This is a genomic window from Cyclobacterium roseum (assembly GCF_010119225.1).
Classification (GTDB): domain Bacteria; phylum Bacteroidota; class Bacteroidia; order Cytophagales; family Cyclobacteriaceae; genus Cyclobacterium; species Cyclobacterium roseum.
On record NZ_WNKF01000010.1, the window covers coordinates 34860 to 54580 of the forward strand.

17 protein-coding genes and 1 riboswitch are annotated in these 19721 nt (G+C 44.8%); of the genes, 1 reads left to right on the plus strand and 16 read right to left on the minus strand.

Annotation, left to right across the window (positions count from 1 at the left end; all coding sequences use genetic code 11):
• Positions 1–250 precede the first annotated feature (250 nt).
• From arsS to GJQ68_RS14570, 6 genes are all read right to left on the minus strand, one after another.
• Entirely contained in the window at positions 251–1282 is a 1032-nt protein-coding gene (arsS, locus tag GJQ68_RS14545) for an arsenosugar biosynthesis radical SAM (seleno)protein ArsS (RefSeq protein ID WP_162417985.1), read from the minus strand.
• Position 1283: 1 nt separating this feature from the next.
• Positions 1284–1616 carry an arsenosugar biosynthesis-associated peroxidase-like protein gene (locus GJQ68_RS14550; RefSeq protein ID WP_162340106.1) on the minus strand — a complete coding sequence of 111 codons (333 nt, stop codon included), beginning with the start codon at positions 1614–1616 and terminating at the stop codon, positions 1284–1286.
• A 443-nt stretch (positions 1617–2059) separates the two neighbouring features.
• Entirely contained in the window at positions 2060–2431 is a 372-nt protein-coding gene (locus GJQ68_RS14555) for a type II toxin-antitoxin system VapC family toxin (protein ID WP_162417986.1), read from the minus strand.
• Positions 2428–2640 carry a hypothetical protein gene (locus tag GJQ68_RS14560; protein ID WP_162417987.1) on the minus strand — a complete coding sequence of 71 codons (213 nt, stop codon included), beginning with the start codon at positions 2638–2640 and terminating at the stop codon, positions 2428–2430. Before GJQ68_RS14560 ends, GJQ68_RS14555 begins: the two co-directional genes overlap by 4 nt.
• Before the next feature lie 690 nt (positions 2641–3330).
• On the minus strand, positions 3331–3906 hold the full coding sequence (locus tag GJQ68_RS14565) for a DUF4256 domain-containing protein (protein WP_162417988.1): 576 nt from the start codon (positions 3904–3906) through the stop codon (positions 3331–3333).
• A 23-nt stretch (positions 3907–3929) separates the two neighbouring features.
• Entirely contained in the window at positions 3930–4553 is a 624-nt protein-coding gene (locus tag GJQ68_RS14570; RefSeq protein WP_162417989.1) for a Crp/Fnr family transcriptional regulator, read from the minus strand.
• A gap of 143 nt (positions 4554–4696) precedes the next feature.
• On the opposite strand from GJQ68_RS14570, the gene GJQ68_RS14575 reads away from it, so the two are divergent.
• Positions 4697–4897, plus strand: coding sequence for a hypothetical protein (locus GJQ68_RS14575; RefSeq protein WP_162417990.1), 201 nt, complete (start codon positions 4697–4699; stop codon positions 4895–4897).
• Between the two features lie 107 nt (positions 4898–5004).
• Here the strand turns inward: GJQ68_RS14575 and GJQ68_RS14580 are convergent, their stop codons facing one another.
• The 10 genes from GJQ68_RS14580 to GJQ68_RS14625 form a co-directional block, all read right to left on the minus strand.
• Positions 5005–5730, minus strand: coding sequence for a tetratricopeptide repeat protein (locus GJQ68_RS14580; RefSeq protein ID WP_162417991.1), 726 nt, complete (start codon positions 5728–5730; stop codon positions 5005–5007).
• Positions 5730–7154: a CCA tRNA nucleotidyltransferase gene (locus tag GJQ68_RS14585; protein WP_162417992.1), complete on the minus strand. Its 1425-nt coding sequence runs from the start codon at positions 7152–7154 to the stop codon at positions 5730–5732. The genes GJQ68_RS14580 and GJQ68_RS14585 overlap by 1 nt, the downstream gene beginning before the upstream one ends.
• Positions 7151–7621, minus strand: coding sequence for a hypothetical protein (locus GJQ68_RS14590; RefSeq protein WP_162417993.1), 471 nt, complete (start codon positions 7619–7621; stop codon positions 7151–7153). Before GJQ68_RS14590 ends, GJQ68_RS14585 begins: the two co-directional genes overlap by 4 nt.
• Before the next feature lie 53 nt (positions 7622–7674).
• The gene (gene metF, locus GJQ68_RS14595) at positions 7675–8628 is read right to left on the minus strand and encodes a methylenetetrahydrofolate reductase [NAD(P)H] (protein ID WP_162417994.1); all 954 of its coding nucleotides are present in this window, start codon (positions 8626–8628) and stop codon (positions 7675–7677) included.
• 25 nt (positions 8629–8653) lie between these two features.
• Positions 8654–11365 carry a methionine synthase gene (metH, locus tag GJQ68_RS14600; protein WP_162417995.1) on the minus strand — a complete coding sequence of 904 codons (2712 nt, stop codon included), beginning with the start codon at positions 11363–11365 and terminating at the stop codon, positions 8654–8656.
• Positions 11366–11369: 4 nt separating this feature from the next.
• A complete protein-coding gene (locus tag GJQ68_RS14605; protein WP_162417996.1) occupies positions 11370–12413 on the minus strand; it encodes a homocysteine S-methyltransferase family protein in 1044 nt (347 codons plus the stop codon).
• 73 nt (positions 12414–12486) lie between these two features.
• Positions 12487–12588, minus strand: a riboswitch (SAM riboswitch).
• A gap of 102 nt (positions 12589–12690) precedes the next feature.
• Positions 12691–14001 (minus strand): hypothetical protein, encoded by a 1311-nt coding sequence (locus tag GJQ68_RS14610; protein WP_162417997.1) that lies wholly within the window; start codon positions 13999–14001, stop codon positions 12691–12693.
• Between the two features lie 77 nt (positions 14002–14078).
• Positions 14079–18026, minus strand: a complete 3948-nt coding sequence (locus GJQ68_RS14615; protein WP_162417998.1) for a PAS domain S-box protein — start codon at positions 18024–18026, stop codon at positions 14079–14081.
• A 186-nt stretch (positions 18027–18212) separates the two neighbouring features.
• Complete coding sequence (locus GJQ68_RS14620; protein ID WP_162417999.1) at positions 18213–18455, minus strand: (2Fe-2S) ferredoxin domain-containing protein; 243 nt, start codon at positions 18453–18455, stop codon at positions 18213–18215.
• 14 nt (positions 18456–18469) lie between these two features.
• A complete protein-coding gene (locus GJQ68_RS14625) occupies positions 18470–19720 on the minus strand; it encodes a DUF819 family protein (protein WP_162418000.1) in 1251 nt (416 codons plus the stop codon).
• Between the last annotated feature and the right edge of the window lies 1 nt (position 19721).

The window sequence follows — 19721 nt, forward strand, 5'->3', positions numbered from 1 at the left end:
GTGGAATTAAGGCAGGATAACCAAATCGGTTAGGAAGGAAGGGGGCATTTCCCTTTCCTGCAACCCTGTTACTGCGTCTTCACCCATTTAGAGGTATGAGGTTTTAATTCCACTACTAATTTTACTAACGTGACCATTTTTGATAGCAAACAAAGGAGGTGCATGTGTATAATTTCTAACATGAGACTTTTCGGTTATTCCCTCAGCCCCCATTGCGTATAGGTATTGTTTGCAAACGCTCATTCAATTATCAGGATGTTTGTCCGCCACAACTGGACCCCGGGCCTGCAGTACAACCATAGCAATGCTGATTCACCTCAATCTCCCGGCTATTAAGCCCTTCAAAGTCAAAATCCGATAGGTGTTGTGCTGTACTTTTAACTTTTATGTCAAGCATCTGATTAAAGTCACAGTCATAGATATATCCATCCCATCCTATAGAGAGGGTATTTCGACACATCACCTTACCGGCTGCATTTGGGTTAAAGGCCTCAACGAGTTTTTGCATATAATTTTCATAATTATTACTTACCAACAAATAGTCAAGAAAACGACTGATTGGCATGTTGGTAATTACATAGAGGTTATTGAACTCAATGCCAAACCGCCTTTTAAGTTCTCTTTTATAGTCCGCTTCAAGTGTTTCCTGCGGGCCGGGCAAAATGGCTCCGGTTGGGTTATATACAAGGTTCAACTCTAATCCTGTTCCTTCAATGCCATACCCTATTTCATTTAACATTCTGATAGCCTTTACCGATCGGTCGAACACACCATCACCTCTTTGCCTGTCCGTTCGCACGGAAGTATAATGGGGTAATGAAGAAATAACTTCTACCCCATGTTTAGCGAAGAATTGCGGTAAATCGTTATATTTCTTATTAGCCGTAATAATCGTCAGGTTGCAACGATCCATAATGTGTTTTCCTAAAGCGGCTGCCTCTTCCACAAACCAGCGAAAATTCGGATTCATTTCAGGAGCACCACCCGTAAGGTCAACTTTAGGAATGTCATGAACGGCAAGTATATCCAGGCATTGCTGCATGGTTTTGCGGGTCATGATTTCCTTTCGGTCGGGTCCGGCATCCACATGGCAGTGCTTGCAGGTTTGATTGCACATTTTACCTAGATTTACCTGAAATATGTCAATCCCGGTTGGTTTAAACGGGTACAGACCAGCATCCTTCAGCTTGCTGTCGAAGGGTTCATGATCGCTTTTATTCAGCACTTCCATTTGCACATCTGAGCTGGCGAACAGATGTCCCTGAGCTTTTAATGACTTCATATTACATCATTATCTTTTTAGTCTGGTTCATCATTTGCACACCATGAACCAAAGAAGCGCCACCTCTTATAGCTCCGGCTACATGCACAGCCTCCATTAACTGTTCTTCTGTGCAGCCCTTTTCCAAGGTGTCCGAAGTGTAAGCATCAATACAATAAGGGCATTGAATAGCATGAGCCACTCCCAATGCAATCAGCGCCTTTTCACGGCCCGTAAGAGCACCTTCTTTGAAAACCTCTCCGTAGTAGTCAAAAAATTTGTCAGCCAGCTTCTTTTGAAACTCTCCAATGTTACCGAACTTTTTTAAATCTTCTGGTTTGTAATAGGTTTCCATAATTATCAATTTTACTTATTTTAAATTATTAATTAATATTTTCCTACATCTGTATAAAGCTATGTCTTGGAAGGGGTTTGCGTGTATAGGTTCGATGTCCAACATCCCTTCCCCTTTTTCATTGGTCAAATTAGGGATTTCGGATAAGGAATCAATCGTAAACGGGTGTTTTTTGATACCAGGCGGACGCTATTGCTATTTGGTATCGATACCTTTTGGATATTTTGGTAGTGACAATCGATTTCCGGGTGTTGGTTATTTTCAAGGAAAAGTATTTTAGTTAAGGGTTTCACGCCAAGACCGCAACGAAGCGCTGCGAACGCGGCGGGATGCAAACCGGGAGTGTGTGGCATCGTCATTTATCTGCTTCGGAAGGGTGATTGGAGGTAATGATAGAAGTGGCGGTGGGACAAATGACTCCCAATTTAATTATTCATTTCGGGTTATCCGAAATATTTTAGTACCTGAATGTCATTTGTTATTATTTCCAGCGATTTGGATTTTGCTTGTGATACTATCATTCGATCAAATGGGTCTTGATGATGGAAAGGTAACGTTTGAAGTGTTTCCAGGTCTTCAAAATTGAACTCAAGAATAATAAATCCTTTTTGATTAAGATATTCCTCAAGATCAGTCAAGCTGCCTTTTAATTTTAATTTGCCGATGTTTAATTTGATGGCAATCTCCCATAAACTTGCGTTACTTAGAAATACTGTATTGTCAATATTCTCAATTTTGGTCTGAGTGTCTTGAGTTATTCTATTATCACCTACCATATACCAAAGTAGTATATGAGTATCAATCAGGTATTTCATTTTTGATAATCTCCGAATTGATCAAGAGGAGCATTGAAGTCATCATCGATGAACTCAATTAAGTGCTTTCCCGAACCAAATATTTTCTGGTTCGATTTACTCTTGGCACTGAGTCGCTTTTTCAAATTCATTAGCTTAATGATGTCCCGCTGGTCATTGAGCTTGGCAATCCAGTCAATTAGTTCCACTTTTATAGCGTCAATGTTCATAATCAAAAGCACTAAAATATTACTAAATATACGACAAAATTCCCGCTTTGTTAACTGTTGGTTGTTTTTGCATGTGCCACAACATCAGTATAAAACTATGTCTTGGAAGGGGTTTGCGTGTATAGGTACGATGTCCAACATCCCTCCCCCTTTTTCATTGGTCAAATTAGGGATTTCGGATAAGGAATCAAGCGTGAACGGGTGTTTTTTGATACCAGGCTGCCGCTATTGCTATTTGGTGACGATACCTATTGGCTATCCTGGCAGTGAAAATCGATTCCCGGAGGTTGGTTTATATGAGGAAAAGTATTTTAGCTAAGGGTTTCACGCCAAGACCGCAGCGAAGGCGCAGCGAACGCAGCGGGATGAGATACTTGAATACATGGCATCGTGATTGACCATTTTTGGAGGGTAAAAAAATTCGGAAAACGGTTTCACGCCAAGACTGCCAAGAAGCCGCAGCGAACACAGTGGGATGCGATGCCGGGATCTATCTGCTATCGTTTTGTAAAATAATAGATCCGGTTGGGAATTGGTCGGGGAATCGGAATGAATCGGTTTGATCCCGACTACCTTTCTCCCGATTTACACGAATGGACGGAATAAAAAGCGTAGGATTCCATTAATAAGCGATGCTTTTCTCACATTTGTTGGAGCCCTATCCCGTCAGTGAATAGTCTGAAACCTGATTCAAACCAATAATGCTGCCCGAAAGCCTCGTGCGGAATAGTAGGACTGTGCCCCGTTATGATAGATAAACACCCGACCGTAGCGGTAGTCACCAAACAAGGCTCCGCCCAGAAGCCGAACGGATTGGGGGGTATCTAACCAGCTGGAGGTTTTGGTGTCCAGCGGGCCAAACTGTTGGAGGTACTGGTATTGGGCTTCCGTCAGCAGGGAAACCCCCATGGAGCGAGCCATGTCCTGCGCATTTTTTTCCGGGGGATAGGACTTTCTGGACTCCAACCCTTCCCTATCGTAGCAAACACTTCGCCGCCCTTTGGGGCTTTCGGGGGAACAATCAAAAAAGAGAATACTGCCGGTTTCTGAATCCAGGCCTACCATATCCGGTTCACCTCCTGTGTCCTCCATCTGCTGTAGCGACCAGAGCTTTTCCGGCTGTTCTTCCAGCCTTTTTTGAATTGGTGTCCAGGAATGTCCCTGGTGCCGGATCGGATGCTCTTCAAACCGGTGCTTTAATAGGTCTAATAAGGCCTCTCCCTGATCGGCATACCAGTCTTTGAAATCTTTAGTGTGGGTATTCATATTATTGTGAATTGATTGAGCGTTCAGGACTCTTCCAGGAGTTTTTTCCTAATCCTGCTAAGGGATTCCGGTTGGATGTTCAGATAAGATGCCAAGTATTTCAAAGGCACTTGTTCCAGGTAGATGGGGTATTTTTCAAGCAGTCTAACATACCTTTCCCGGGCAGAATCTACCATCAGGGAAATTTCCCTTTTTTCCCTCCAAAGGTAATATTGCTCTACTGCTGTCCTACCAAAATAATTGCTTTCGGGATATTGCTCGTACAAATGCTCTAAAAACCGGTAAGGTAAAGAAGCTAACACACTTTCCTCCATGGCTTGTATGCAAAACTGCGATGGTTCTTGTTGAATAAAACTGGAATAAGAACAGCTGAACTCATGTTGAAAAGAAAAATCAAAGGACCTTTCTTCCCCTTTAACCATCAAATAATGTCGGGTGCTGCCAATAAGTACGATCGAGAGGTACTTTTCGGTATCGCCCTCATTTAAAATGAAATCGTCCTTTTTGTATTTTCTGATTTTAAATCCCTGCTTAAATACTTCCCATTGCTCCTCACTCATCGGTAAATAGGCATGTAATAACTCCCTGGCAGTTTGGAGGTGCTGCTTGTATTCCTCAGCAGAAAGAGACGGTTGTGGTAATGACATACCTGCGAGAATATTTTTTACCCATTAGTTTCTCCTCAAGGTAAGTAATTCCTTAACATAGGTCAATTCACTGGCCATAAAATGCGGATACCTTTGCCTCATCGACTAATCGGATGAAAATAAAGCTTGAACAAAAAGAAACCATGAAAAATCTACTGAACCTGATGAAATACGTTTTTCTGAGCTGTGCCGGTGTCTATTTTGCCCTGCATTTGATCATTTTTGTTAAAGATCCCCATATGGATCTTATGCGTCATTTGGAAAACATCGGTCCAGGCATGTGGATGATTGTAGCCGGCCTACTGTTTCATCACTTAAAAAAAGGACATGAAAGCGCTTTTTAATGAAAACGAAGAGGAGAATAAAACCCAAAAGTAAGGACCTAAAAAAACAATGGCCTGCCCCTACAATTATGGGACAGGCCGCTGCGTACTGAGAATTATTGGAAAAATTACAACTCTCCCAGATTTTCCTTTGCCAATTGAAATTCAGGACTGAGCGCAAGCGCTTCTTCGAAAGCTGCTCTGGCTTCCTCAGCACTTCCCTGGTCTTTATATATCAATCCCTTCAGGTTCTGAGCCGCTGCCACCATGCTGACTTCCTGCGTGTTGTTATCACCCATAGGAAAGTTTAAATTTTGCTCGGCTGCCTTTTTATCCTTAATCAGCATGTTAACTGAATTCAGGGCTTCATCGTATTTTTTCAGGGTGTATTGTAGGTATCCGGTTTTGTACAAGCTAAAAAGATCTCCCGAAAGTAAATGTAAGGATTCAAAATGCGGCAAGGCGCGTTCCAAGGCACCAAGTTGCTCCAGGGAAAAAGCGGCTACTCTAAGACCGGTAAGGCTTTCATCGTTTCTTTCCAGAATATCCAACGAAACCAGCGCCGCTGAACCATACTGTTCCATCTCAAAATACAGGGAAGCCAGAGTTTCGGCATAGGAAAGATTCCGGGGATTTCGCTCCATGAGCTCATAAAGCTTTATTTTGGCCACGGATACGTCGTTATACCTCATGGCCAGGGAGTAAATCCGGTTATCTACCTCATTTTGAGCCTGCTTGCTGCCGGAAGCGGCAGCGATGGTGGAGTCGGGTCTGGCATCTTCCTGCGCCCTCAATACCCCAAGTGTACTGAAACACAGCAACATAATCAATACAGCATATTTCATATTCATCATCAATAGTTTGTTTTTTTCTCAATTCCTTTTTTTGCGGCTAATCGGTACATTAACTCCAAAGCTTCAGATTTATTGTTTTGAATTTGTCCCTCCAGGATAGCTTCTTTGATTTCCTCTTTCAGATCCCCTACCACCCGGGAAGGTTTGAGATCAAATATAGCCATGATTTCATCTCCGGATACAGGAGGTTGAAAATTTCTTAATTGATCTTTGGCTTCTACCTCTTGTAATTTCTTGTCTACTTTATCGAAATTCGCCAAAAAACGTTTGACTTTGTGGTCATTTTTTGACGTTACATCTGCCCGACATAGCTGCATCAGGTCTTCAATATCGTCTCCGGCTTCAAACAGTAACCTACGAAGCGCTGCGTCCGTTACCTTGTCGTTTACCAGCGCAATCGGTCGCAGGTGCAATTTTACCAACTTTTGAACGTATTTCATTCTTTCGTCCATCGGAAGTTTCAATCTTCGAAAAATCCCAGGAGTCATACGGGCTCCCTTGTCCTCGTGCCCGTGGAAAGTCCAGCCTACTTTTTGATTAAACCGCTTGGTGGCGGGCTTGGCAATATCGTGCATAATCGCCGCCCAACGCAGCCAAAGGGAATCCGTTCGGGCTGCCACATTGTCCAGCACCTGCAAGGTATGGTAAAAATTGTCCTTGTGTGATTTATCCCCGACCGAATCCACTCCCTGTAAGGCCACCATCTCCGGAAAAAATTCTGCCAGCAATCCGCTAACAAATAGCAACTTAAACCCATAGGAGGGCTTGTCGGTCATGATGATCTTGTTCAACTCATCTATGATCCGCTCACCAGAAATAATGGAAAGCCGGCTAGCATTCGTAATGATGCCGTCAAAGGTATCCGGGGCAATGTCAAACTTTAGCTGGGATGCAAACCGAATGGCCCGCATCATCCGAAGGGGGTCGTCAGAAAAGGTGATGTCCGGGTCGGATGGCGTGCGAATGATTTTTCGCTTCAGATCCCTGACACCGTCAAAAGGATCCACCAATTCCCCAAAATTTCGCCTATTGACCGCAATTCCCAGGGTATTGATCGTAAAGTCTCTACGTTCCTGGTCCTCCTGCAAGGTGCCGGCCTCCACCTTGGGCTTTCTGGAATCGGTTTGGTAGGATTCCTTTCGCGCTCCGACAAATTCCACCTCCCAATCCCCTACCTTTATCATGGCAGTACCGAAATTTTTGAAAACACTGACGGAAGTTTTCTCTTCCAATGACTCGGCTACCGCTCTGGCCAGGCGAATGCCATCTCCTATACACACAAAATCAATGTCCTTACTCGGCCGGTCCAATAGCAAATCCCGGACATAACCGCCTACCAGGTAGATTTCCATTTCCAATTGGTCAGCTACTGCCCCCACCTGGCGAAAAATGGGTATTTTATCTAACGATTTTTCTAGATTCATGCGTTATGTATTTTCACCTTTCCGTCGGCATGAAGTTCAATGGATCTGGCTCCCTTTTCCGCAAGCGGAAATGCCTGGTCGGAGCCGATCAGGTCAGGGGTTACCAACTCCGGAATCCACTCCATGTACACGATTTCCCGCAATTCAAACAGGAGCCGGTGCCAATAAGGTGATTTGATCAATGCAAATGTAATCAATCCTTCGGAAATCATCTCAGTCCCCAAAAAGCCTTTCGGGGGGCTATGAAACATCACCGTATCCGGAGAAAATTCCACCAGGTCCAACGCCACCTCTGAAAACGACCCCACCAAAGCTTGCAATTGGTAGGTCTCATGGATCAAAAATACGCCCTTGCCTGTGGGCTGCCAGGATCCAGCCTTTACCCATCGAAAGCACTTCCCTTTTGGATATTTAAAAGTAAGTGATTCTGTTTCTTTGAACTGGTTTTTTGCCGCCCGGTAGTCCACTGGATTGATTTATTATGTAATGGTTAGAAAAGGAAATGCAGGTGAGAAAACCACTAAAAAACCTCTTTAGCTACCCGATAGGTAGCATCGGCCCGGCTCATGGTGTAATAATGGAGGGTGGGTACCCCATATGCGACCAACTCCTTGCTTTGCTGAATAGCCCATTCGATGCCCAATTCCTTTACATCCGAATTGGTCTTGCACTTTTCCAGTCCTGCCAACAGGTCATCGGGTAGGTCCAGGTAGAAAATTTTGGGAAGGTTGACGATTTGTGAAAGGGTCGTAATGGGTTTCAATCCCGGAATGATGGGGATGTCTATGCCCATCTCCCGCACTTTTTCTACGAAGGCAAAGAATTTTTTATTATCAAAAAACATTTGGGTAACGATGTAGCTGGCTCCGGCATCCACCTTTGCCTGTAGTTTTTTCAAGTCAAAATTCAGGCTGGGAGCTTCAAAATGCTTTTCGGGATAACCAGCTACGCCCACACAGAAATCGGTTCGAAAGCCAACTTCTGTTTCGTCATTTAGGTAGCGGCCATGATTCATGCCGACAATTTGGCCAACCAAATCGGAGGCGTACCGGTGCCCGTCCTTGTGGGGTACAAAGTTCGCTTCCGTCTTGGGGGCATCCCCACGCAGGGCCAGTACATTTTCCACGCCGATAAAATACAAGTCAATCAGGGCATTTTCGGTTTCCTCTTTTGAAAAGCCACCACACAACAAGTGCGGCACAGCGTCAACCTTAAACCGGTTCATGATGGCGGCGCATATCCCCACCGTTCCCGGACGCTTCCGTGTGCTCACTTTTTCCAGCAAGCCATTGGCATGTTTTTTATAAATGTATTCTTCACGGTGATAGGTGACATCAATAAAAGGAGGCTGGAACTCCATCAGAGGAGCGATCCCCTCCAGAAGGTTACTAAGGCTTTGCCCTTTCAATGGGGGCAGAATTTCAAAGGAAAATAATGTTTTCTCTGCAGCTTTTATGTACTCTGTTACTTTCATTTCGTTTTTTTGATATGCTCAGGCATTAACCTTCGTGGGACAACTGAGGGGAATAGGATAAGTTCGGCGAAAGCCACCTTTCTGCCTGGGTCTTGGAGACCCCTTTACGCCGGGCATAATCTTCCACCTGGTCTTCCCCGATTTTTCCCAGCCCGAAGTATTTGCTTTCCGGATGCCCGAAATAATAGCCACTAACCGATGAGGTAGGATACATCGCAAAACTATCGGTAAGGGTCATTCCAATATTTTTTTCCACCTCCAACAAATCAAATAAGGTGCGTTTCTCCGAGTGTTCCGGACAGGCAGGGTACCCGGGAGCCGGACGTATTCCCGTATAGGATTCCCTTATCAGCCCCTCATTGTCCAGCAATTCATCCGGATCGTAGCCCCAATACACTTTCCTTACCTGTTCGTGCAGGTACTCTGCTGCTGCTTCGGCAAGTCTATCTGCCATGGCCTTCAGCATGATATCGTTGTAATCGTCCCCTTCTTCCTGAAAGGCTTTAATTTTAGCTTCAATTCCAAGGCCAGCCGTGACGGCAAATCCCCCGAAATAATCCTTTTTCTTTGGATGGATGTAGTCCGCCAGGCTACGGTTGGGAACCCCTTTGCCCTTTCGTCCCTGTTGTCGTAGAAAATGGAACACAAACTGCTTGCTGGAAGTAAACTCCGGATCAACCAATAAGTCATCTCCCGAGCGGTGAACGGGAAACAGCCCCAGGACGGCTTTGGCTTTCAACCACCTTTCATTCACAATCCGATCCAGCATGTTGTTGGCATCATTATAAAGTTTCAACGCCTCCTTACCGACTACCGGATCCTTTAATATTTTAGGAAATTTACCTGCCAACATCCAGGTACTAAAAAAGGGGGTCCAATCAATGTATTTTCGAATAATGCCCAGGTCCAGATGTTCCAGTACTTGTACGCCCAGCTTTTTGGGGATAAGCGGCTGATAAGCAGACCAGTCCAATTGAACCGGATTCGTTTTGGCTTCCTTATAGGTCACCAACTGCTTTACCTGCTGCTTGGCCTCATGTTCATCGCGCAACTTGCTGTACAATGCCTTCATTTCGAGTCGGTATTTTTCCTTGGTATCTTTGCTGATCGCCTCTCCTGCTACCGGTACGGATTTCGAAGCATCTGCTACATGCACCACGGTACCACTGTATACCGGGTCAATTTTAACGGCCGTATGAATTCGGGAAGTGGTGGCACCACCTATCAATAAGGGAATTTTAAGCCCTCTTCTTTCCATCTCTGAGGCCACATTCACCATTTCGTCAAGCGATGGCGTGATCAATCCACTCAAACCAATGATATCCACTTGCTGGGCCACCGCTTCGTCAATGATCTTTTCCGTTTCCACCATGACCCCCAAATCGATGATTTTGTAACTATTACAGGCCAAAACCACTCCCACAATATTCTTTCCTATATCGTGAACGTCGCCTTTCACCGTGGCCAGTAGGATCCGGTTAATGTTATCAGATTTTGCATCGTCAGCTTCATTTTCTTCCGGGAGCGGCATGAAGGGCTCCAGGTAGGCTACCGCCTTTTTCATCACCCGGGCGCTTTTCACCACCTGCGGTAAAAACATCTTCCCTTCTCCAAAAAGGTCGCCAACCACATTCATTCCATCCATCAGGGGGCCTTCGATTACTTTTAGAGGGTCGTTTAGAGACAGCCGGGCTTCTTCGGTATCTTCCACAATATGGTCCAGAATACCTTTCACCAGGGCATGTTGTATGCGCTTTTCTACGGGTTGACTTCTCCAGGCTTCATCGGTCTTACTTTTCTTACCCTGGGATTTTACCGTTTCTGCAAAATCCAGGAGACGCTCGGTGGCATCCTCCCGCCGGTTCCAGATCACATCCTCCACGTGTTGCAATAGGTCCTTCGGGATGTCATCATAAATCTCCAACATGCTTGGATTGACGATTCCCATATCCATGCCGTTTTTGATGGCATGGTATAAAAACACCGCATGCATGGCCTCTCTGACCGGGTTATTTCCTCGAAAGGAAAAGGACACATTACTTACGCCTCCACTGACTTTTGCACCCGGAAGGTGATCCTTGATCCATCGGGTTGCTCTGAAAAAATCGATCGCATTGGTCCTATGCTCATCCATTCCTGTGGCTACGGGAAAAATATTGGGGTCGAAAATAATATCCTGCGGATTAAACCTTACCTCCCGGGTAAGAATGTCGTAACTCCGCTGACAAATTTGTATCCTTCGTTCATAGCTATCGGCCTGCCCCTTTTCGTCGAAGGCCATGACGACGACAGCGGCCCCAAATTTTTTGATGGTTTTGGCCTGCTGGATGAATTCCTCCTCGCCATTTTTCAAACTGATGGAATTGACGATGCCTTTGCCCTGTATGCATTTAAGGCCAGCAAGAATAATTTTCCACTTGGAGCTATCTACCATCACCGGGATCCGGCAGATCTCGGGTTCGGAAGCAATCAAATTCAGGAATTTTACCATGGCGGCTTCGCCATCGAGCATGGCTTCATCCATGCACACGTCCAGAATCTGAGCACCTCCCCGCACCTGGTCCAGGGCTACTTCCAGTGCTTCGTCATAATTGCCATTCAGGATCAGCCTGGCAAATTTTTTGGAACCGGTTACATTGGTTCTTTCCCCGATATTTACAAAATTGATCGCCGGACCAAAAACCAAGGGTTCCAATCCGGAAAGTTTCAATGTGGGTTTGTTGTTCGTTTCGCTCATGAAATTATTTTTCTGGAATAGATGCCTTTAATTGCCGCGGCGAAAATTTGGATGCTGTGTTGGAAATGGCTGCTATGTGTTCGGGAGTGGTACCGCAACATCCACCCACGACGTTGACCCAACCTTCCTCAAGAAAAGCTTCGAGCTGTTCGTTCATCTCTCCGGGTCCCTGATCGTATTTACCAAATTCATTAGGTAAACCCGCATTGGGATAGACACTGACGTAAAAAGGGGCATTTTCTGCCAATACTTTCAGGTACGGCCGGAGTTCTTTTGCTCCCAAGGCACAATTAAGACCGATGCTCAACAAGGGAACATGAGAAAGCGAAATCAAGAAGGCCTCCGTCGTCTGTCCCGAGAGGGTCCTGCCAGAGGCATCCGTAATGGTTCCGGAAACCATGATGGGAATCCCCCCCTCATGCGGATCCAACGGAATGCTCCGCTTCTCAAAAACCTCCTGTATAGCATACAGTGCCGCCTTGGCGTTAAGCGTATCGAAAACCGTTTCTACAAGTAGTATGTCTACCTCCCCATCGAGCAGTCCTTCTACCTGCTCACTGTAAGCCTCTACTAGCTGATCAAAGTTAATGGCCCGGAATCCGGGGTCGTTCACATCGGGTGAAAGGGAAGCAGTTCGATTGGTAGGACCGATAGCTCCGGCGACAAATCGGGGCTTTTTCGGATTGGATGCCGTACAGGCATCGGCCACTTCCCTGGCCAGTTTTGCCGATTCAAAATTGAGCTGGTAAGCCAGGTCGGCCAATCCATAATCTTCCTGGGCGATGGAGGTACTGCTGAAGGTATTGGTTTCAACAATATCCGCACCGGCATCAAAATACGCTTTATGGATATCCTTGATTATTTCAGGCCGGGTAAGGGAAAGCAGGTCATTATTTCCTCTAAGTGATTTTTTAACACCATACAAGGCCTCATTTCTAAAATCCTCCTCCTGCAGGGCATACCGCTGAATCATGGTACCCATGGCTCCGTCCAAAATCAAGATTTTTTTCTGTAACTGCTGCAGTAATAATTCGGTTCTGTTTGGCATGTTGTCGTAATTTATAAAAAACTTATACGAGCATGAACCGGCGTAAAACTAGAAAGGTTTATCTAACTTTTTCGGCTCATCTTTATCCGGCATTTCCGGAACGGGAATTAGCACCTTGTCACATCAGGTTGCTAAGACATCATAGGGCCCTACCCTCCGTCTTTCTCGATAAGCAATGCCAAAAGTAACAGGAATTCAGCAAAAAAAATCCCTTTTTTTAAAAAACTTTGCTTTGGAAAGGTAAAATGAGAATTAGAAAAATGGAGATCCACCCTGCTTAGGGGCGAAGACCCAGGCCTATCTGGAAATAGGGACCGGAAAGATACCTTGCCATGGAGAGTTCACCAAGACGATACCGACTCAACGGAACTTCGTATCCCGCATGAAGAGAATAAACAAACCGAAAGGTGTTTTTTGAAAGCGGCATGGAATAGGATATCAAAAGTTCTGATTTACTCATGATCCCACTGTTTCGCAGGTACCCGTCAAAATCAGGTTCTTCAAACAACAAGGGGAAATCGGGTTTATTCTTACTTTCAAGCGTGTAGCGGATATTACCGTAGCCAATTCCACCGATGACACCCATTTCCAGATTGCGGCGCTTGTACAGCTGATAGCCATAATTTCCATACACCCGCACACTATTTAGCGTCTGTTGGTAATCTTCACTTGCTTGCCCGCTATTGGCGACGTTTACTACATCTACTCCGTAAATCCACCTTCTGTTTTCTCCCAGAATTTTCATCCCCAGGTTAGAAGGAGTGCTTCCCAATGGATTCCATCCATTTTCCTGCAAGTAAGCATTTAACCGCTCGGGGTTCCGGAAGGTTTTTCCATAAAAGAAATGTACTCCAATTCCTGCGTCGGGAAAAAACAAGTTTTGATCTGGCATGGAGAGTGCCGCTCCCAATCGAAAAAAGGCCCCACTTTGCAGGTTATCGAAGGTAATGTCGTTCAATTTCCAGGCTCCTTCGAAAGGACTGAAGGAATACCCGAATTTTCCTAAAATCCCCAAATTCTCTTCGAAAAGGGGTAGGGGTATATCGTACCCAAACTGAAAGCCAATTTCCGTCAGAAACCCACCCAAATTGGAGCTGCCTCTCTGAATGTCATGCTGACGAATAAGAAACCCCTGGGCCGGCTGATCCAGAAAACTTCCCAAATCCGTCACCTTTCGGTCATCGGTGAGCATTTGAAAATTAAGGTACCCTGCTCCAAGAGACATGTAGTGGATCAAGTGAAAGCGGCCCTCCTCGGTGAGTGAATACCCAATATTCAGATAAAAACGGGTGGTACGATGATCCAGGGTGTAATCCCGGAAATAAGAATTGGTGCCGTTATTCTGAAAAAGCTCAAAACCCAAGATGAAATCTGTCAGGCGATACTGGTACCCCAGACCAAATGTTCTATAACCTCCCCTAAGGGGGGAAATCCCCTTCTCGGCCAACATGTCATTAAACTCCCGAATGTTGGATCCGGAGCTTCCCAAAAGAAAATAAAGGGTCGACCGCTCGGATAGGTTCTCCTGAGCCTGCAGACTTCCAGTCAGGCCTAGAAAGAGCAGCAAAACAAATAAAATTCCTCTCATAATGCCGTTTAAAGATGCAAAGGTAGAACTTAAACCGGGGAAAAACCATACCACTCACCTATTTCATCCTGCCTGGATCAAAGGTATTTGATGATTTTACCATAGAGGTTTTCCGGAGTAAACGGTTTCGATATGTAGTCGTCCATTCCCGATGCCTCCAGCTGGTCTTTTACTTCGATCAGGGAAGAAGCCGTTAAGGCTATTATGGGGACATTTCTCTTGGATAGCAGGTCGAGTTTACGAATAATCTTAGCTACTTCAAACCCATCCATTTCGGGCATTTGCAAATCCAGAAGCACCAGGTCAAAATCATCTTTGAAAAAATAATCCAGGGCAATTTTTCCATTTGCGGCAAAGCTGATTTCTCCCACTCCCCATTTGGAAAGGTATTTTTTCAGAAGCACCTGATTGACTTGATTGTCCTCTGCCACCAAAATTTTCTTTTCTCCCAATTTCCCATTTTCATGAATGGTGTGCGTTGCCTTCAATTCCTGCACTTCATCCTGAATCTCAAAATCTACTTCAAACCAAAAGGTAGATCCCTCCCCCAATTTGGATTCCAGGTGAATGTCGGTCCCAAAAAGTTTGGTAAGCTTCTTCACAATGGCAAGCCCCAGTCCGGTACCTCCATATTTTCTGGTGGTATCGGAGCTGGCTTGGGTAAAGGCATCAAAAATGGAATTAATCTTACTTCTGGCGATCCCTATTCCCGTGTCTTTTACAGCAAAACGGACCGTCACCCAGTTCTCTTTTTGTTTCACCTGTTCCAGTGTAATTTTTATGTAACCCCTGTCTGTGAATTTAATCGCATTACTCACCAGATTGTTGAGTATTTGGGCAATACGGACCGGATCGCCTATCAGCAATTTAGGAAGTTCAAAATCAGGCTCATAAATAATCTCCAGCGATTTATCCCGAATTTGATACGAATAGGAATGAATGATTCTGTTTATCAGGTTTTTTGGCTCAAAGGGTACTTTCTCCAGGATGAGTTTTCCGGAATCAATTTTATTGAAATCCAGGATGTCGTTAATTAGGCCCAGAAGGTTTTCAGCCGAAAATTGCAGGGTTCGGAGATTCTCCAACTGATCCTCCCTGGGGTTATCCTCCAAGAGCAGGTGCGAAAGCCCAATTACCGCATTCATGGGGGTTCGGATCTCATGACTCATAACAGACAGAAATTGACTCTTTGCATTGAGTGCGGATTCTGCCTTATCCTTGGCTTTGCGAAGTTCTTTTTGGGTTTCTTTGAGTTTGGTAATGTCCCTGGCAATTCCGGTGTAATAGCGGACCTCTCCTTTTTCATCTTTGATCACCTTTCCGCTGGAACTAAAAACCCTGAAGTGTCCTTTCTTATGCCGAAGTCTGAATTCAAATTCCGGGTTTTCCTGAAAATAACTGATGGGACTGGCTTCCCCGTCCAAAAAAACCTGTGCGTCTTCAGGATGTAGAAAATCCGTAAAATCCCCACTCGTAAATTCATAGGTCTCGTAGCCCAGAAATTGCTTGATATTGGGAGAAACGTAGCTCAGCTCCATCTGGGCCGTGATCGAAAAAATAATCTCGGTGGACTCTTCCACCAGATTTCGGTATTTAATTTCGCTTTTTTTCAGTTCTTTTTTCGCCTTGTATTCCTCTGAAATATCACGAACGATTGCCAGGTAATATTCCAATTGTCCTCCATAATAAATGGGCTTGGCAGTCAACTCATAAAACCGACTCATGTAGGGGATCACTTTGCTGACGGTATTCTTTTTCTCCAAGGCATCTTTAAACAAAGGCTCTACTTCATCCAGGGTGGTGGTATGGACTTCCTGAATGGATTTACCTTCGAAATAGGTCTTGTCCAGCCCCCAATATTTAAAATTTGACCCTTCTGCCACCAGGTATTTCAGGTGTCTATCTATAAGAAAAACATTGGTATGAGGGATATTTGATGCCAGGACCCGGTACCTGTTTTTTATTTTTTCGATTTCCAGGCGGTCGTTTTTCCGTTCGGTGACATCGTGTAGCAGCCCTTCATAAAGCAGGACGTTCCCCTGCTGGTCGAAGACCGGTCGTATTTTATCTTCCACCCAGCGGTAAGTCCCATCCCCTGAAAGCAACCGGTATTCCCGGTTATATTGGGTTTTTTCCGGGTGGTTTAATTCTTTCTCAAAAACACCCAAATCTTCCGGATGGATGAAATCCAACAAACTGGCAGCTTGTTCGATCAACTGCTCGGCCTGATAACCAAATTGATTGATGTTTTCGGTGATAAATGAAAGCTTAAAGCCCTGGTTGGGCGCCACCTCAAATAAAATGGCAGGACTATTTTCAACGATTAACTTCGCCTTTTTCGCCATTTCCTCCCGTTGAATTTTGGAGGTGATATTCCGAATCAGAAACGAATAACCGATCTTTTCTATTTCTATATTCTTGATGGGCTTGACCGAAACCTCGTAGGGCTGAACCTGACCGGAATTATCCAGGATCTGTAATTCTTCCACCCAGATTCCCAGGTCCTCCGCTTTTCGAACCAGGCTCTGAAAAGATTTGGATGGCGGATTGGTAATCTTAAAAAAGTCACTTATTTTACCTTGTCCATTGGGTTGAGGTTCCCCTTCAAATATTGCTGCCTGATTCATATAAATCACTTTCAGGTTCAGATCGGTAACGTAGATGGGTTCGTTGACCTGAGCGAGGATTTGCGATTCAAAAAGCAGCTTTCGCTCTACCGTCTTCTTCTCGGTGATGTCATTGCAATAGCCGAACACCTCCAGGTTCCCCTGAGATGTTAACTGATTTACCTGAACTCCGTAAGCAATGTATTTTTCCTTACCATTGATCGTGGTGAAAATAAATTCGCCCGAAACAGACTTCCTCTGGTTAATGGCCTTCTGAACCATCGATTTCACCCTTTCTTTATCTTTCAGTCGTATCAGGTTCAAGAAATTTCGGATGCTGGTGCCATCGGTATCCGGGTCCATTTCAAAGATCCGATTGATCCCTTTTGAAAAATAAATTTTTCGATCGGAATTGTTGAAACGCCAGGAACCGGATTTGGCGAGTATCTCCGTAGAGCTAAGTAGTTTTTCGTTTCTAAAAAGCCTGGATTTGGTAGATCGGTTAATGAATGCCGCCCCGAACACATCTCCCAATTGCTTGAGAATGTATTCATCCCGGTGGTTTTGTACCCAATGCTTTTGCCGGGAAGAACTGCTCAAGGTATAGAGGCCCAATAACTTATTTTCTGCAAAAATGGGGACGAGTATAAAGGCCCGTATACCAAACCTTTCGGCCATCATTGCCTCAAAAGGATGTAGGTCTGGAAACTCCTGTAAATCATTGATGGCACGAAACCTGGAATCCTTCAGTTTTTTCATAAAACTGGCCTGCCCGGAAAAAGAGAGCGATTTCTCTATTTTTATTGAAGGATGGACCGTGTCTTTTTCCCATTCAAAGACACATTCCAGTACTTCTATTTCCTGATAAACCAGAAAAAAATTAGCCCGATCGGCACCCTGTGCGTTGGCGATCATTGACAGGGCCTTGAGGAAAACCTGATCCCATTCATCATCGGTAGCATTTAAAAACCGCGTGGAAACCCAATTGATCATCCGCTCAAATTCTACCTTGCGATGGAGCAAGTGCTCTGCATTTTGCGAGGGGTTCGAGGCCTCTCTTTCAATACCGTTCTTTGATCCTGCAGTACCTTCTTCCCTGAACCCGGTCAGCAGGCAGATTTTCCCTATACCATCTGCCTGTTTTCCTGTAATTTTTAATTTTAATTGCGGCTTATTTTCTTCCCCATCAAAAAGATACTCAAACATCAACCCCTTTTCCTGCTCACTTTCGAAATACGATTGAATTTCCGGGATCAGACCATCAAAACCCGCGAGATAGGCCTTCCAATCGGTCCCGTTCTTCTTATAGGGAGACCAGTCACCTTCCGATAAAAGAAGTTGATTTCCATTAAAAACCAAAAATAGTTCGCTTCCATTTTTAGAGCGTTGAAATAGATTTTGCTCAAATCCTTTTTCCATTTTAAAAACTGGGTAATTTATTCTTAACCGCAGGAAAATCAGTCTGATACGCCACGGGTTTTGCTTCTCACTATCAATCCCTCAAGTTACTAACAAAAATCAATTTCATCACAAATTTATCCTAATAATATAGGCATAACGTAGTTTCACTCCTATACAGGAAAACAAATAGGGCAAACCGAGTTACTATTCCTGCGCCAATTCTTTTACCAATTGTTCCAGATCGCCTTTTTTAATGAGTTCATTTTTTATAACTACTACGGGACCGGATTTGCAACAGTCCATGCATTTTGTCTTCACCAATTTAAATTTTCCGCGAAAAGGTTTCTCGTTAATGGTCTCTTTTATAGCTTCCGCAAAGGCTTTGCCTCCGTTTGACTTGCAATCCGATCCAGTACAGGCAAAGATAAATGTTCTTCTTTTCTTCATCGGCTATCAATAAATTAGTTCCCAAAAGCTAACTGCAGTAGCAGCCCGCAAATGTAGGCCCCATAGGTACCCAATGCATAACCCAACACGGCGAGCAATACACCCACCGGAGCAAGGGCAGGGTGAAATGCAGAGGCTACAATCGGGGCAGAGGCAGCTCCTCCCACATTCGCTTGTGAGCCTATGGCCACATAGAAAAAGGGAGCCCGTATCAGAAATGCCACCAGTAGCATGAAAAAGATGTGGAAAGCCATCCAAATAAGCCCAATAAGAAAGAAAAGTGGATTATCCAACACGGCACGTAGGTCCATTTGTAAGCCTATGGTGGCTACCAAAACGTACAACAAGACACTACCCATCCTTGATGCCCCTACCCCTTCGAGCTTTCTCCATCGGGTAAAAGACAGTAGCAAACCTCCGGTAGTTGCCAGGATTACCAACCAGAAAAAGGGCGAATCCAACGAGTACTGTTTAAGCGAAGGATAATTTTCAGAAATAAAAGCCGCCATATTTCCTCCGAGAAAATGAGAAATACCGGTCACCGCAAACCCCAATCCAAGAATAGCCATGGTGTCTGAAAGCCGTGGAATTCGGAGGATGCTATTTTGATAATTTTCAACCTTTTCTTTTAATTGAGTGATGGCAGTCGTGTCCGCTTTCAATAACCTGTCAGGTAGGGCCGGTTTCGCTGCCCAGTAAAGTAGAAAAGCCATCCATAAATTCGCAACAATGACATCTACCGCTATCATTTGGCTGAATAATGTCGGGCTGGCACCAAACACTTCCAGCATGGCGGTTTGATTGGCACTGCCTCCAATCCAACTACCAGCAATCGTGGCTAAGCCTCTCCAGGTCTCGTCGGCACCCAAGCCTCCCAAAACCTCTGGAAATAAAGATGATACCAGCACCAAGGCAACCGGCCCACCTAAAATAATTCCAAAAGTTCCCGTCAAAAACATGATCAACGCTTTTGGCCCCAATTTCAAAATGCTCTTCAAGTCAATACTCAGGGTCAGTAACACCAGGGAGGTGGGCAGTAAATACCTGGAGGCGACATAATACAAACCGGAATCAGCACCAGAGACTAAGCCGAATGTGTTGAATAGGGCCGGAATAAAGTAGCATAGCAATACCACTGGCACAAATCGATAAATGACTTTGAAAATGGGATGATCACTTGCCGAGGTGTAAAAAACCAGCCCCAATACGGCCATCAATAGCCCAAAAACCACGGCATCGTCTTGAATCAGCGCACTATCCCCCATT